Below are 13,988 nucleotides of genomic sequence, written 5' to 3'. Positions count from 1 at the left end.
AAGGGGCCGATTGGCCCCTTTTTTTTGTCGCTTACGGTTGCGGCGTTACCGCTCTTGCGTCCTGGCCGTCGCCTTCGGGGGCGGCGATGATGTCGCGGGTGGTGGCACCCTTTTCCACGACTTCGGTCGCGGGGTCGCCGGCCGAGGAGCGGATGCCCGCTGCCGCATTGGCGCGGCCGGCGGCGTCGAGCGTCGCGGTTTCGGTGGCGCTGCGCTGAGCGGGACCGCCGAACATGGCGTCCATCGCGGCCTTGCCCGAATCGACCGAGGCGGCCGACGGGGAGCCGGGCGCGGGCGGAACCAGCGCGAAGTCTGGTGGGATCACCAAGGGCGCCTGGCGCGACACGGCGAATTCGTCAGGGCGCTCGCGGTTGAACAGGCCACCGCCGCCGCCACAGGCGGACAGGGTGGTAAGCAAACCGGCGGCGAGGATCAATTTACGCATTACTTCAAAGTCTCCGTCTTTGCGTCCTTGTCGCGCAGCAGCAACGCCCGCGCAAGCAGGATCAGCACCCCGATGGTGATGGCCGCGTCGGCCAGGTTGAAAATCAGGAAGGGTCGCCATTCACTAAAGTGTAAATCGGCATAATCAATGACATAGCCAAGCCGCATGCGATCAACGATGTTGCCGATCGCGCCGCCCAGGACGAGGCCGAGCGCGGCGACATCCTGCCGCGCCTTTTCGCGCCACATCCACACGGCCACGAACCCGGCGATCAGGATGGTCATGCCCACCAGCGCCCAGCGCATCAGATCGGTATCGGCGTGGAAGAAGCCCATCGAGACACCGCGATTTTCCAGCCAGCGCAGGCGGAAGATGGGCAGGATTTCGATGCCGATATCGGCGCGGCTTTTCAGCGCGAGCGGATAGGTGACGGTATATTTGATGAGCTGGTCGAGCGCGAGCGTCACGATCGCCACGGTCAGGCCCAGCGGGCGGTGGTTGATGGGGGTGGGCATGCCTGCGCTCTCTAGCCTAAAAAACTGTCGTCATCCTGAACTTGTTTCAGGATGACGACATGGAGGAACATCGCTTAGCCCGTCAGCACCGCGTCACAGCGGTCGCAGAGCGTGCCGTCGGTGGTGACTTCGGGCAGTTTGCGCCAGCAGCGGCCGCATTTATGCCATGTGCTGGGCTGGACGGTGATGCCGTCCCCCTGCCCCATGGTCACGCGCGCGACGATCGCCACTTCGGCGAAATCGACATCGCCGACCGCGAGCAGTTCGCCCATGGTGACGTCGGCGTCGAGGCTGGAGCGGACGATCTTTTCGCGGCGCAGCGGCTCGATCGCTTCGTTCACCTGCTCGCGCTGGGTGCGCAATTCGCGCCACTTGTCGTCTAGGTCGCGGTCGATCCAGTGATGGTCGATCTCCGGCCATTCGAGGAAATGGACGCTATCTTCGTCGCTTGGGAAGCGGCTTTGCCATACTTCCTCGGCGGTGAAGGGGATGATCGGCGCAGCATAGCGAACGAGCGCGTGGAACAGCGTGTCGAGCAGGGTGCGATAGGCGCGCCGCTTGGGGTCGGACGGCGCGTCGCAATAGAGGCAGTCCTTGCGGATGTCGAAGAAGAAGGCCGACAGGTCGCTATTGGCGAAGTCGAACAAGGCGCGGGTGTAGCGGCTGAATTCGAGCCAATTGTCGCTGTCCGCCGCCTTGTCCACGACCGACTTCAATTCCGCGTCCAGCGCCGCCAGCCGGTGAAGCATATAGCGTTCCAGCTCCGGCATTTCGGCGTAGGAAACGGCTTCGTTCACCTCATCATAGTCGGCAAGAGCGCCAAGCATGTAGCGGAAAGTATTGCGCAATTTACGATAGGCGTCAGACGACCCGGCCAGCACTTCCTTGCCGATGCGGACATCATCGAAATAATCGGTGCTGGCGACCCAGACGCGCAAGATATCCGCGCCGCTTTCGGCCATGATCTTGAGCGGATCGACCACATTGCCGAGCGACTTGGACATTTTCTTGCCCGTGCCGTCGAGCGCGAAGCCGTGGGTCAGAACCGCGTCATAGGGTGCGCGGCCGCGCGTGCCGCTCGATTCGAGCAACGAGGATTGGAACCAGCCGCGATGCTGATCGGACCCTTCGACATAGAGGTCGGCGCGAGTGCCTTCGCCATAGCGGGCTTCCACGACGAAACTATGGGTCGAGCCGCTGTCGAACCAGACGTCGAGAATGTCGGTCACGACTTCATAGTCGGCCAGATCATAATCGGAACCGAGCAGCGCCTGATGATCGGCACCGAACCAGGCGTCGGCACCGGCCGCCTTGAAAGCGTCGATGATGCGCGCATTGACCGCCGGATCAACAAGATACTGGCCGCTCTTGCGATGGACATAGAGGGCGATCGGGACGCCCCAGGCGCGTTGGCGGCTGATCACCCAGTCGGGGCGATCGCTGACCATCGCATTGATGCGGTTGCGCGCGCGTTCCGGCACCCAGCGGGTGTTCTGGATCGCGTCGAGCGCGACGCCGCGCAGGGTCGGGCCGTTGGTCGGCAGGGCCGTCGCCAGCGCGCCGGTGATCGGCTCCAGCGGCGGGAGCGGATAGTCGGGCGTGGCGTTGCCCGATGGCTTATCCATGGGGATGAACCATTGCGGGGTGCAGCGGTAGATGATCCGCGCCTTCGACCGCCAGCTATGGGGGTAGCTGTGGCGGAAGTCGCTGGCGGAGAGCAGCGCGCCGGCGGCGCGCAGGTCGGCGCAGATGGGGCCGTCCACGCCATTGAACTTGGTGTTGATGACGCTGCCCTGGCCCGGCAGCCATTCCCAATCGTCGCGGTAGAAGCCGGCGTCATTGACCGCAAAGACGGGATCGATGCCGAGCTTCTTGCAGCCGATGAAATCCTCCTCGCCATGGTCCGGGGACATATGGACAAGGCCCGTGCCCGCGTCGGTGGTGACGTGGTCGGCGGGGAGGAAGGGGCGTGGGCGATCAAAGAAGCCGAGTTGCGCTTTGTCGTCACCCCGGACTTGATCCGGGGTCCCGCTGCCTTCTGGCGTGAGCGCAGAAGAAGAAGCGGGATCCCGGCTTTCGCCGGGATGACGGAGGGAATTGGCCATGGGGTGGCGCGCTATGGCTCCGGCGAGTTGGGTACCTTTGATTTTGTTGCCGAGGGGCAAAGGATCAGATTCGTTGTACTTAACGATTTCGAGGTATGGGCCAGCTTCATCAGAGACTGTGCTGACCGTCTTGGAGCCGCGCAACCGATACCATGCTTCTGTCACCAAAGATTCGGCGATGAGAAGTCTCTTACCCTCCCACTCGACAAGACGATATTCAATCTCTTCCCCATAGGCGATCGCCTGGTTCACCGGGATCGTCCAAGGCGTCGTGGTCCAGATCACCGCATAGGCACCGACCAGTTCGGGCGCGTTGGGCGCTTCCACGATCTCGAACGCGACGTCGATCTGGGTCGAGGTGACGTCCTCATATTCGACCTCTGCCTCGGCCAGCGCGGTCTTTTCGACGGGCGACCACATCACGGGCTTGGCGCCGCGGTACAATTGCCCGCTTTCCGCGAATTTCAGCAATTCGCCGACAATGGTCGCTTCGGCGTCGAATTTCATGGTCAGGTACGGATCGGCCCAGTCGCCCATCACCCCCAGACGCTTGAACTGTTCCTTTTGCACGCCCACCCAACGGTCGGCATAGGCGCGGCATTGGGCGCGGAATTCCTGCGCGGGTACCTCGTCCTTGTTCAGCTTCTTCTTGCGATATTCTTCCTCGATCTTCCATTCGATCGGCAGGCCGTGACAGTCCCAGCCGGGCACATAGGGCGCATCCTTGCCGAGCAGCGACTGGCTGCGGACGATGATGTCTTTCAACACCTTGTTCATCGCATGGCCCATATGGATGTCGCCATTGGCGTAGGGCGGGCCGTCATGCAGGATGAAGCGTTCGCGCCCGGCGCGCTTTTCGCGCAGCTTGCCATAGAGGTCCATCGCCTCCCAGTGCGCGGCGATCGCCGGTTCCTTTTGCGCGAGGCCCGCCTTCATCGGGAAGTCGGTCTGCGGCAGGAATACGGTGGACTTATAGTCGGGTGCGTCGGTCATAATGGGTCCGGCAATGAAATTACTCCGTTCGTCCTGAGTAGCCATTGAGCGAAGTCGAAATGGCGTATCGAAGGATTGATGCTTCGATACGGGCCTTCGACAAGCTCAGTCCCTACTCAGCACGAACGGTTGATGTGAGCGCCGCATTAGGCGAGGTGGGGCGTTCCCGCAAGGTTTTGGCCCGCAAGGATTTGCCGTGCATCGACGCAGTCCTGGGCAATGCCGTTCATCAGCGCGTCCAGCCCGTCATAGGCGCGTTCGGCATGAAGATAGGCGATCAGTTGCACCGCGATCCGCTGGTCATAGAGATTTTCGGCGAAATCGAAGAAATGCGGTTCCAGCAGCAATTTTGGTGGGTCGAACATAGGCCGAATGCCAAGGTTCGCCGCGCCGTCCAAAATCCGGCCGTCCGGCAGCAGCCCGCGCACCGCGTAGATGCCATAGGCCGGGCGCAGATAATCACCCATGTCGACATTGGCGGTGGGGAAGCCGATGGTGCGGCCGAGCTTGTCGCCGTGCTGCACCACGCCTTCGATGGTGAAGGGCCGGGTCAGCAGCCGGGTGGCGGTGGCGCAATCCCCCGCCTGCAACGCGGTGCGGATGCGGGTGGAGGAGATGATGTCGCCGCTGGCGTCGGCGACCGGGGCGACCGCCTGCGTCCATAGGCCCGCTGCTGCACCGAGTTCTGCCAGCACCGCGACCGATCCGGCACGGCCTTTGCCGAAGGTGAAATCCTGTCCGGTGACCACGCCCGCCACGCCCATATCCTCAGCCAGAAGGCGGACGAAGGCCTGCGGGTCGAGCGCGGCAAGCTCCGGCGTGAAGGCGAAGACCAGCATCGCGTCGGCCCCGGCTGCGGCGAACAAGGCCTGCCGCTGGTCCAGCGTGGTCAGGCGGAAATGCGGTGTGTCGGGCCGGAACAGGCGCATCGGGTGCGGATCGAAGGTCGCGACGATGACGGGCCGCCCCTCCGCCCGCGCGCGCACGACGGCGTGGCCGACCACGGCCTGATGCCCGGCATGAAATCCATCGAAATTGCCCAGCGCCATGACGGCCCCGCGCAGATGCGCCGGAACCGGGGCGCTGCTTGTCAGCCGCTCCATGGCGCGGCCTATAGGGAGGTGGGATGGGTGTGGCAATTGGCGATGCACTGGCGCTCCGTTCACCCTGTGCCTGGCGATGGGTCTTGGACCTCGCTGCGCTCGGTCGAAGGCTTCGACAGGCTCAGCCCGAACGGATTTTCACGGTCCGCTATTTTTCACCAGCGTCACGAAACTGTGCGCGGGGCGGCCGTCGAGCGCGGGATGGTCGTCGCGCGCGACTTCCCTCCAGTCGGCCGGGTCGGGATAGGCGATGCTGGCGTCGCCTTGGGCCTCCAGATGGACTTCGGTCAGTTCGATCCGGTGCGCGAGTGGCAGGAACAGGCGGGAGATTTCCGCGCCACCGATGACCATGACGGTGGGCGCATCGGCCAGCGCCAGCGCACCCTCCACATCATGCGCAACGTCAGCCCCTACCCCGGCCCACGCCCGGTCGCGCGTCAGGACGATGTGGCGGCGGCCCGGCAACAGGCCCGGCAGGCTGTCGAACGTCTTGCGCCCCATGATCATCGGATGGCCGAGCGTCAACGCCTTGAAACGCTTGAGGTCGGCGGGCAGTCGCCAGGGCAGATCGCCATCCCGGCCGATGACGCCATTGTCAGCACGGGCGAGGATGAGGATGATGTCGGTCACAGCGTCAGCCGCGTCACATGGCCCATCTTGCGACCCGGCCGCGCGTCGTCCTTGCCATAGAGGTGCAGATGGTTGGCCGGGTCGGACAGGATCGCGGACCAGTCATGCGCGGCGTCGCCGATCAGGTTGCGCATCTCCACGCGGCGCGCGGCGAGCGCGGTATCGCCCAGGGGCAGGCCGCAAATCGCGCGGACGTGATTTTCGAACTGGCTGGTCAGAGCGCCCTCGATCGTGCCGTGGCCGCTATTATGGACGCGCGGGGCCATTTCATTGAAGACCGGGCCGTCGGCGCTGGCGAAAAATTCGCAGGTCAGCACGCCGACATAGTCGAGCGCATCGGCGATCTGGCGCGCCAGGGCGCGAGCGGCGGGCACCTGCCCCTCGATCAGCGGCCCGGCGGGCGCGATCGACGTGTCGAGAATGCCGTCGACATGGACATTGGCCGAACTGTCCCAGAAGCGGACTTCGCCATCGACGCCGCGCACCAATATGACCGAAAATTCCTCCGCAAAGGTCACGAAGCCTTCGAGGATCGCGCTTTGGCGATCGATCGCGTTCCAGGCGCCGACCGCGTCGCCCGGCTCGTTCAGGCGCGCCTGGCCCTTGCCGTCATAGCCCATGCGGTTGGTTTTCAGGATCGCGCGGCTGCCGATCGTCGCGATCGCCGCTTCCAGATCGTCCAGGCTGTCGACCGGCGCGAAGGGTGCCGTCAGCCCGCCGAGGTCGCAGACGAAGCGCTTTTCGGCGAGCCGGTCCTGCGCCACGCGCAGCGCCTGCGCGCCGGGGCGGACGAGGCCATGGCCCGCCAGTGTTTCGACCGCCGAGGGGGCGATATTCTCGAATTCATAAGTGACGACATCGACGCTATCGGCAAAGGCCGCGAGCGCGTGGGGATCGTCATACGCGCCCCGCGTCCAGCGCGGCGACACGTCGGCGGCGGGGCCGCTCTCTTCCGGCGCGAAGATATGGGTGCGATAGCCAAGCTGCGCGGCGGCGATGGCGATCATCCGGCCGAGCTGGCCGCCGCCGAGGATACCGATGGTCGAACCGGGCGCGATGGTCGTCATGGGCGTGATCAGTCCTCGACCGTTTCGGCGACCGCGTCGGTCTGCTTGGTGCGCCAGGCGTCGAGCCGGTCGGCGAGGGCCGGATCGTTGGTGGCGAGGATGGCGGCGGCGAGCAGCCCCGCATTGATCGCGCCGGGTTTGCCGATGGCCAGCGTCGCCACGGGGATGCCGCCCGGCATCTGGACGATCGAGAGCAGCGAATCCATGCCCTTCAAGGCTTTCGATTCGACCGGTACGCCCAGCACCGGCAGCCGCGTCATCGACGCGCACATGCCCGGCAGATGCGCCGCGCCACCCGCGCCCGCGATGATGACTTTCAGGCCACGGCCGACTGCGCTGGTGGCGTAATCATAGAGGCGTTGGGGGGTGCGGTGCGCCGACACGACCTTGCATTCATGGGTGACGCCGAGCGCGGCGAGCGTGTCGGCGGCGTGGCGCATCGTGTCCCAGTCGGACCGCGAGCCCATGATGATGCCGACCTCGATTGCCCCGCTCATGCCCGTGCATTCCCCTCATGGCGCGGCCGTTACGGTGCCGCCCGGAAAGCAAAGGCCCTTAGCGGCAGTCGAGACGTTGATCAAACCGCAAATCCTCCCCTGGTAGGGGAGGGGAACCACGAAGTGGTGGAGGGGTGTCACCCTATCGAGAGCGTGACACCCCTCCGTCTGCGCTGCGCGCAGCCACCTCCCCTGCCAGGGGAGGATGGAGAAAAGTCACCGTTCCGAGAGATAATAGCGGTCGATGGCGCTCAGGTCGTCGGCCAGTTCGTAGACGATGGGCTGGCCGGTCGGGATTTCCAGATGGGTGATTTCGTCATCGGGGATGTTGGAGAGGTGCTTCACCAAGGCGCGCAGCGAATTGCCATGGGCGGAGATCAGCACGCGCTTGCCGGCCTTGAGGTCGGGGGCGATCGTCGCTTCCCAATAGGGCAGGACGCGGGCGATCGTGTCCTTGAGGCTTTCGGTCGCGGGGATGGCGATGCCCGCATAGCGGCGGTCCTGGCTCAGGTCGAATTCGCTGCCTGCTTCCAGCGCTGGCGGCGGAATGTCGAAGCTGCGGCGCCAGATCTTGACCTGATCATCACCATGCTTGGCCGCCGTCTCCGCCTTGTTGAGGCCGGTGAGGCCGCCATAATGGCGCTCATTCAAGCGCCAGTCCTTTTCGACCGGCAGCCACAGCCGCCCCATTTCCTCCAGCGCCAGATTGAGCGTCTTGATCGCGCGGGTTTGGAGCGAGGTGTAGCATTGGTCGAAATCCAGCCCCTTCTCCTTCATCAACTGACCCGCGGCGCGCGCTTCGCCCACGCCCTTTTCGGTCACATCGACGTCCCACCAGCCGGTGAAGCGGTTTTCCAGGTTCCACGACGACTGGCCGTGGCGGATAAGGACGAGAGTAGGCATAGGGCGCGTCTCCTGCACAAGAGCGAACATGTAAGTCCCATGACGGGATTATCGCATAAATCGCCACCCCCACACCCGTTCGGGCTGAGCTTGTCGAAGCCTTGTCCTTCTCTTCAAGAAGTACGGCCCTTCGACAGGCTCAGGGCGAACGGGGAAAGGTAGGCCGCGATTATGCAACGATCCCCATAGCAACCAAAATCGGGGGCGCAAGGTTGCAGCCGCCCGCATCGCGCCCCCATTGCAGTCGATCGGGCGATGGGGTAGCCATGGCGCACAGGGCAGAAGGAACCGGCATTTGGCATTTGTGAAGGGCGCGTGGCGCATATTGGTGGCGATCAAGGACGGGCTGGTGCTGCTGTTCCTGCTGCTGTTCTTCGGCGCGCTTTATGCCGCCCTCTCCTTCTCGCCCAAGCCCGCCGCCAGCGTCAGCGCAGGCGCGCTGTTGCTCGACCTGGATGGCACGATCGTCGAGCAACCCGCTGAGGTCGATCCCTTCTCGCTGCTGTCCGGTTCCGGTCCCGACATGAAGGAATATCGCCTGTCGGACATCGTCACCGCGCTGGAAGCGGCCAAGACGGATGATAAGGTCAAGGCGGTGGTGCTGGACCTGGATGGCTTCATGGGCGGGGGTCAGGTCGCCATCGCCCGCGTCGGCGAGGCGCTGGATGCCTTACGCGCCGCCAAGAAGCCGGTGCTGGCCTATGCCACCCTCTATACCGATGACAGCTATCAGCTTGCCGCCCATGCGAGTGAAGCGTGGAGCGATCCGCTGGGCGGCGTTGCGATCATGGGACGGGGCGGATCGAACCTCTATTATAAGGGGCTGATCGACAAGCTGGGCGTCAACGCCCATGTCTATCGCGTCGGCACCTATAAGAGCTTCGTCGAACCCTATATCCGCACCGACCAGTCGCCCGAAGCCAAGCAGGCCAATCAGGCATTGGCGGATGTGTTGTGGCGCAACTGGCAGGATGATATCGCCAAGGCACGGCCCAAGGCGCAGATCGCGGCCTATGCGGCCGACCCGGTCGCGGCGGCCCGCGCCGCAGGGGGCAATATGGCCAAGGCTGCGCTGTCGTCGGGGCTGGTCGACAAGTTGGGCGACGCCACCGCTTTTGGCGCGCGCGTGGCAGAAATTGCGGGCGAGCCTTCGGATGCCAAGGCGGGCGGTTTCGCGAAGATCGACCTGGCCGCTTATGTGAAAGCGCGCAAGCCCGCCAATGACGGGCAGATCGGCGTGCTGACGGTCGCGGGCAATATCGTCGATGGCGAGGCTGGTCCCGGCACGGCGGCGGGGGATACCATCTCCGACCTGTTGCTGACGGCGCTTCAAGAGAAGGATTTGAAGGCGCTGGTCGTGCGGGTCGATTCGCCAGGGGGCTCGGTCATGGCTTCGGAAAAGATCCGCAGCGCCATCATGACCGCCAAGGCGGACGGACTGCCTATTGTCGTGTCGATGGGCAATGTCGCGGCCAGTGGCGGCTATTGGGTGTCGACCCCGGCCGACATGATCTTTGCCGAGCCGGATACCATTACCGGATCAATCGGCGTGTTCGGCATTTTGCCGAGCTTTGAAGGGACGCTCGCCAAGATGGGCGTCACGACCGATGGCGTGGCGACCACGCCGCTGTCGGGCCAGCCGGACCTCGCTGGCGGCACATCGCCGCAATTCGACGCAATCATGCAGATGGGGGTCGAGGATATTTATCGCCGCTTCGTCGGCGTGGTCGCGCAATCGCGTCGCAAGACGCCCGAGCAGATCGACGCCATCGCGCAGGGTCGCGTCTGGGACGGCGGCACCGCGCGGCAGAACGGCCTGGTCGATCGCTTCGGTGGACTGGAGGACGCGATTGCCGAAGCGGCGCGCCGGGCGAAGATCGACCCCAAGACAGCGCGTGCTTATCGTATCGAGAAGGCGCCGGACAAATGGGCCGAATGGATCGAGGCGATGGCGGAGCGCGATAGCGAAGATGCGAACGTGCCGCGCGACATGCTGGCGCGGCAAGCAATGATCCAGCGCGGCTGGGCGATGCAGGCGGTCGCGGACGTCAAGGCGCTGGTCATGGGCGCAGGCGTGCGCGCGGATTGCCTGGAATGCCGCAGCTATGGCGCGCCGAGGCTGCGCAATGCGGCGGAAGAACGCGGGCTGATGGCGATGCTGGCGGGGGTGTGGGGGTAAAAATCCCACCCCGTCATCCCAGCGAAAGCTGGGATCTCACTTCTTCTTGCGGCACTGTTGAAAAGAAAGAGAGATGCCAGCGTTCGCTGGCATGACGGGAGGGGATGCTATTCTCGCTCAGGCTATGCCTATCCCGCCCCATCCCGATACACCGGCAATCCCAGCCCGCGGCGGATCGCTACGGCCCGAAGCGCGAACCCGATCAGCGCGGCGATCAGGCCTGCGACCGGCACGTCCAGACCGACGGCGCGTAGTAGCACGAACAGGCCGGAGGCGACTGCCGCGGCGGTTACATAGAGTTCGGGGCGCAACAGGATGGACGGTTCGCCCGCTAGCAGATCGCGCATGATGCCGCCGACGCAGCCGGTGACGACGCCCATCATCCCGGCGACGAAGGGCGGCACGCCAAAGCTCATCGCCTTGGCCGCGCCGAACACAGCGAAGGCCGCCAGCCCGATCGCATCGAGCCAGTCGAGCGCGCGTTCGCTCCAGAATTTGCGCGGCGTGAACCAGACCATCAGCGCCGCAGCCATGCAGGCGATGGCGGGTATAGGATCAGCGACCCAGAAGACCGGCGCATCGATCAACAGGTCGCGCACCGTGCCGCCGCCGACGCCGGTCACCAGCGCGAAGAAGGCGAAGGTCACCAGCGTCTGCTGCAACCGCGCGGCGGCCAGCGCCCCGGATGCGGCAAAGACGAAGGTGCCGACGATGCTCAAGGTTTCGAGCACCGGGCCGATGGTGGTGGCGAGCGAGGCGACGGGGGGAAGCATAGCGCGATCTAACGCTGCTCACCCGCTTGTGTCGAGCGAACCTCATCATATTTCCGTCATTCCCGCGAAGGCGGGAACCCATCTCCTACGCTATCGTCGGGTGCGTGGTTGGGAGATGGGTCCCCGCCTTCGCGGGGATGACGAGGTTCGGTTTCGAGAGTCTATTTCCGCCCTTTTTCGGTCGCGAGGCGGCTCATCAGGATCGCGGCGCGCTTGGCCTGGCGTTTCATGCTCGACAGGTCGGCCTGTTCCGCCGGGCTGTGGTCGCCGGTCGATGTGACGCCGAGGCCGATCAACCCATCGACATCCTGCGAGACGAAGCTGATGTCGCCTGCGCCGCGTTTGAGCGGATCGAGTTCGGGCATCGTTGCAAGGCCGAGGTCGGCGTTGACGCCGTTGAGCTTGGCGAGCAGCGCGCGGTTGCCCGCTGTGGGTGCCATCGAAGGGTAGCCCATGTCGAAGGCGATGCTGGCCGAGGTGCCGGGCAGATGCCCTGCCCCGACGATCGCCTGCATTTTATCCCGCACGCGGGCGGTCTGCTCTTCGCTCAGCGTTCGGAAATCGCCTTTGGCGACAGCGATGGGCGGGATAATGTTGGTCTTGCCCGTCACCGCGATCCGCACGCCGTCCTTGTCCACGTCCGCGCTCTGCCCGCCGCCGATCAGGCCGACGTTGAAGGTCAGATTGGGTTCGGGCAATTCCTTGCGGAAGGCGACGATGATGCGCGCCAGTTCATAGACCGCGCCGTCGCCCGCACTGGCGGAGAAGATGCCCGAACTATGGCCCGACTTGCCGGTCGCGGTCAGCGTCCAGCTGTTGGAGGATCGCCGGGCGATCGACCCCATATCCTTGCCGTCCTCGACGGACAGCCCTTCGAAATCGAGTGCTACATCGGCGCGCTTGCCCGCTTGGATCAGGTCGGCGCGGGCGATACTGATGGGTTCGCCCGCATCTTCCTCGTCGCCGGTCAGCACGACTTCGATATTGGCGTTTTTGAGCGTGCCCGCCGCCTGCATCGCCTTCAACGCCAGCAGCATCGTGACGACGCCGCCCTTGTCGTCCGCCACGCCCGGTCCCTTGGCCAGATCGCCTTTGCGCTCGAATGTCTGGAAGGGCGAGTCGGGTTCGAACACCGTGTCGAGATGGCCGATGAGCAGCATCTTGGTGGTTCCGGCGCGGCCCTTATGCACCGCTATCAGGTGACCGGCGCGTTTGGCGGCGTCCATCGGCTGCCAGGTCACGGTAAAGCCCAGCGCCTCAAACTGCGGGCGCAGCATGTCGGCCACCGCCTTCACGCCCGCGAAATTCATCGATCCGCTATTCTGGTTCACCAGGGTTTCGAGCAGGCCGATCGCGGGTTCATAGCCCGTCTCGACGCTTTGCGTCATGGCGCGTTCGGCGGGCGACAGCGCCGCCATGGCAGGCGTGCCCGCCAGCAACAGCGCGCCCGCGATCAGGCCTGCCCGCATCACTTGGCGAGTTCCGCTTCGATCGCCGCGACCAGCGCCGCATCGTCGGGCGCGGTGGTCGGCGCAAAGCGGGCGGCGACGCTGCCATCCTTGGCGATCAGGAATTTCTCGAAATTCCACAGGATTTCGGGCACCGGATTGGGAGTCATGCCATAGCCTTTGAGCTTTTCGCGGAAGGCATCGCCCTCCCCCTGTGCTTCCGGCACCGCGCTGGTCAGCGCGGCGTAGAGCGGATGCTTGTCCGGGCCGGTCACCACGATCTTTTCGAACATGGGAAAATCGACACCGAAATTGGTGGTGCAGAAGGTTGCGATCTCGTCATTGCTGCCCGGCTCCTGCGCGCCGAAATCATTGGCGGGGAAGCCCGCGACCACCAGCCCCTTATCCTTATAGGCGGCGTAGAGCTTCTCCAGCCCTTCATATTGCGGGGTCAGGCCGCATTTGGAGGCGACATTGACGGCTAGGACCACCTTGCCCGCATAGTCGGCGAGGCTGGTGTCGGCACCCTTGATCGTCTTGAGCGGGATCTGCTGAATGTCGGTCATGCTTGGTCTCCTATGGTTGGCGCGAACCCTGCCACTATATGGCCGCGCCGAAAAGATGGCCTACGCCAGCGGTCATCGCCATCGCCAGCGCGCCCCACAACAGCGTGCGCAGGATAGACCGCAGCGGCCTCGCCCCACCCAGCCGCGCGCCGACATAGCCGAGCAGCGCCAGGCAAAGCAGGCATAGGCCCACGATCGCGACCAGCGCGCTGCCAGCCGGGACGATCGCGGAGACCAGCACCGGCGGGGTAGCCCCCACGGCAAAGCTGGCGGCCGAGGCCAGCGCCGCTTGTACCGGGCGCGCGGTTGCCATGTCCGAAATGCCCAGTTCGTCGCGGGCGTGGGCGCCCAGCGCATCGGTCGCCATCAACTGTTCCGCGACCTGTCCGGCGAGATCGGCGGTCAGCCCGCGTTCGACATAGATGTCGCGCAATTCGATCCATTCGGCGTGCGGCTGGGTGGCGAGCGCGTTGCGCTCCTTGGCGAGATCGGCGCGCTCGGTATCCGACTGCGCACTGACGGACACATATTCGCCCGCCGCCATCGACATGGCCCCTGCGACCAAAGCGGCGATGCCGGTCAGCAATATCGTCTGGCTGCTTGCACCCGACGCGGCGATGCCGGTCATCAGGCTGGCGGTGGAGACGATACCGTCATTGGCCCCCAACACGGTGGCGCGCAGCCAGCCGACGCGGTTGACATAATGGACGGCGTGGTGGGGCTGGTCAGTTACATCGTCCATTGGTCAGCGCCATCCCTACATC

13 protein-coding genes are annotated in these 13,988 nt (G+C 64.8%); 1 reads left to right on the top strand and 12 read right to left on the bottom strand.

Translation table 11 applies throughout. The features are described 5' to 3' along the window. Nucleotides 1-31 precede the first annotated feature (31 nt). The 8 genes from SxD43FB_RS09915 to gpmA form a co-directional block, all read right to left on the bottom strand. Nucleotides 32-445, bottom strand: coding sequence for a DUF3035 domain-containing protein (locus SxD43FB_RS09915; RefSeq protein ID WP_037475187.1), 414 nt, complete (start codon nucleotides 443-445; stop codon nucleotides 32-34). Next, on the bottom strand, nucleotides 445-960 hold the full coding sequence (gene lspA / locus SxD43FB_RS09910; RefSeq protein WP_096062028.1) for a signal peptidase II: 516 nt from the start codon (nucleotides 958-960) through the stop codon (nucleotides 445-447). The genes SxD43FB_RS09915 and lspA overlap by 1 nt, the downstream gene beginning before the upstream one ends. A gap of 74 nt (nucleotides 961-1,034) precedes the next feature. Further along, nucleotides 1,035-4,058, bottom strand: a complete 3,024-nt coding sequence (gene ileS, locus SxD43FB_RS09905) for an isoleucine--tRNA ligase (protein WP_096062027.1) — start codon at nucleotides 4,056-4,058, stop codon at nucleotides 1,035-1,037. Between the two features lie 146 nt (nucleotides 4,059-4,204). Beyond that, on the bottom strand, nucleotides 4,205-5,161 hold the full coding sequence (locus SxD43FB_RS09900; protein WP_096062026.1) for a bifunctional riboflavin kinase/FAD synthetase: 957 nt from the start codon (nucleotides 5,159-5,161) through the stop codon (nucleotides 4,205-4,207). A 138-nt stretch (nucleotides 5,162-5,299) separates the two neighbouring features. Next, entirely contained in the window at nucleotides 5,300-5,791 is a 492-nt protein-coding gene (locus tag SxD43FB_RS09895; protein WP_096062025.1) for a dihydrofolate reductase, read from the bottom strand. Continuing rightward, nucleotides 5,788-6,858, bottom strand: coding sequence for a 5-(carboxyamino)imidazole ribonucleotide synthase (locus SxD43FB_RS09890; protein ID WP_096062024.1), 1,071 nt, complete (start codon nucleotides 6,856-6,858; stop codon nucleotides 5,788-5,790). Before SxD43FB_RS09890 ends, SxD43FB_RS09895 begins: the two co-directional genes overlap by 4 nt. A gap of 8 nt (nucleotides 6,859-6,866) precedes the next feature. Then, complete coding sequence (purE, locus tag SxD43FB_RS09885) at nucleotides 6,867-7,355, bottom strand: 5-(carboxyamino)imidazole ribonucleotide mutase (RefSeq protein ID WP_096062023.1); 489 nt, start codon at nucleotides 7,353-7,355, stop codon at nucleotides 6,867-6,869. Nucleotides 7,356-7,571: 216 nt separating this feature from the next. Then, nucleotides 7,572-8,258, bottom strand: a complete 687-nt coding sequence (gene gpmA / locus SxD43FB_RS09880) for a 2,3-diphosphoglycerate-dependent phosphoglycerate mutase (protein WP_037475202.1) — start codon at nucleotides 8,256-8,258, stop codon at nucleotides 7,572-7,574. A 295-nt stretch (nucleotides 8,259-8,553) separates the two neighbouring features. Here gpmA and sppA point away from each other — a divergent pair, with 295 nt between their 5' ends. Beyond that, nucleotides 8,554-10,437 (top strand): signal peptide peptidase SppA, encoded by a 1,884-nt coding sequence (sppA, locus tag SxD43FB_RS09875; protein WP_096062022.1) that lies wholly within the window; start codon nucleotides 8,554-8,556, stop codon nucleotides 10,435-10,437. Between the two features lie 128 nt (nucleotides 10,438-10,565). Here the strand turns inward: sppA and SxD43FB_RS09870 are convergent, their stop codons facing one another. The 4 genes from SxD43FB_RS09870 to SxD43FB_RS09855 all read right to left on the bottom strand — a co-directional run bounded on the left by SxD43FB_RS09870 (nucleotide 10,566) and on the right by SxD43FB_RS09855 (nucleotide 13,966). Then, a complete protein-coding gene (locus SxD43FB_RS09870) occupies nucleotides 10,566-11,210 on the bottom strand; it encodes a trimeric intracellular cation channel family protein (RefSeq protein ID WP_096062021.1) in 645 nt (214 codons plus the stop codon). A gap of 161 nt (nucleotides 11,211-11,371) precedes the next feature. Then, complete coding sequence (locus tag SxD43FB_RS09865) at nucleotides 11,372-12,679, bottom strand: M20/M25/M40 family metallo-hydrolase (RefSeq protein WP_096062020.1); 1,308 nt, start codon at nucleotides 12,677-12,679, stop codon at nucleotides 11,372-11,374. Continuing rightward, entirely contained in the window at nucleotides 12,679-13,224 is a 546-nt protein-coding gene (locus SxD43FB_RS09860) for a glutathione peroxidase (RefSeq protein WP_096062019.1), read from the bottom strand. The genes SxD43FB_RS09865 and SxD43FB_RS09860 overlap by 1 nt, the downstream gene beginning before the upstream one ends. A gap of 34 nt (nucleotides 13,225-13,258) precedes the next feature. Beyond that, nucleotides 13,259-13,966, bottom strand: a complete 708-nt coding sequence (locus SxD43FB_RS09855) for a VIT family protein (protein ID WP_096062018.1) — start codon at nucleotides 13,964-13,966, stop codon at nucleotides 13,259-13,261. Between the last annotated feature and the right edge of the window lie 22 nt (nucleotides 13,967-13,988).

Source organism: Sphingobium sp. D43FB, from assembly GCF_002312805.1.
Classification (GTDB): Bacteria; Pseudomonadota; Alphaproteobacteria; order Sphingomonadales; family Sphingomonadaceae; genus Sphingobium.
The sequence above is the reverse complement of the archived record's forward strand: the minus strand, read 5'-3'. Positions and strand labels throughout refer to the sequence as shown.

Excerpts from the sequence above, each read along its gene's own strand:
- SxD43FB_RS09855 (WP_096062018.1), bottom strand. The coding sequence starts at position 13,966 with ATGGACGATGTAACTGACCAGCCCCACCACGCCGTCCATTATGTCAAC.
- SxD43FB_RS09900 (WP_096062026.1), bottom strand. The coding sequence starts at position 5,161 with ATGGAGCGGCTGACAAGCAGCGCCCCGGTTCCGGCGCATCTGCGCGGG.
- SxD43FB_RS09865 (WP_096062020.1), bottom strand. The coding sequence starts at position 12,679 with ATGCGGGCAGGCCTGATCGCGGGCGCGCTGTTGCTGGCGGGCACGCCT.
- ileS (WP_096062027.1), bottom strand. The coding sequence starts at position 4,058 with ATGACCGACGCACCCGACTATAAGTCCACCGTATTCCTGCCGCAGACC.
- SxD43FB_RS09870 (WP_096062021.1), bottom strand. The coding sequence starts at position 11,210 with ATGCTTCCCCCCGTCGCCTCGCTCGCCACCACCATCGGCCCGGTGCTC.
- lspA (WP_096062028.1), bottom strand. The coding sequence starts at position 960 with ATGCCCACCCCCATCAACCACCGCCCGCTGGGCCTGACCGTGGCGATC.
- SxD43FB_RS09915 (WP_037475187.1), bottom strand. The coding sequence starts at position 445 with ATGCGTAAATTGATCCTCGCCGCCGGTTTGCTTACCACCCTGTCCGCC.
- gpmA (WP_037475202.1), bottom strand. The coding sequence starts at position 8,258 with ATGCCTACTCTCGTCCTTATCCGCCACGGCCAGTCGTCGTGGAACCTG.
- SxD43FB_RS09860 (WP_096062019.1), bottom strand. The coding sequence starts at position 13,224 with ATGACCGACATTCAGCAGATCCCGCTCAAGACGATCAAGGGTGCCGAC.
- SxD43FB_RS09890 (WP_096062024.1), bottom strand. The coding sequence starts at position 6,858 with ATGACGACCATCGCGCCCGGTTCGACCATCGGTATCCTCGGCGGCGGC.
- purE (WP_096062023.1), bottom strand. The coding sequence starts at position 7,355 with ATGAGCGGGGCAATCGAGGTCGGCATCATCATGGGCTCGCGGTCCGAC.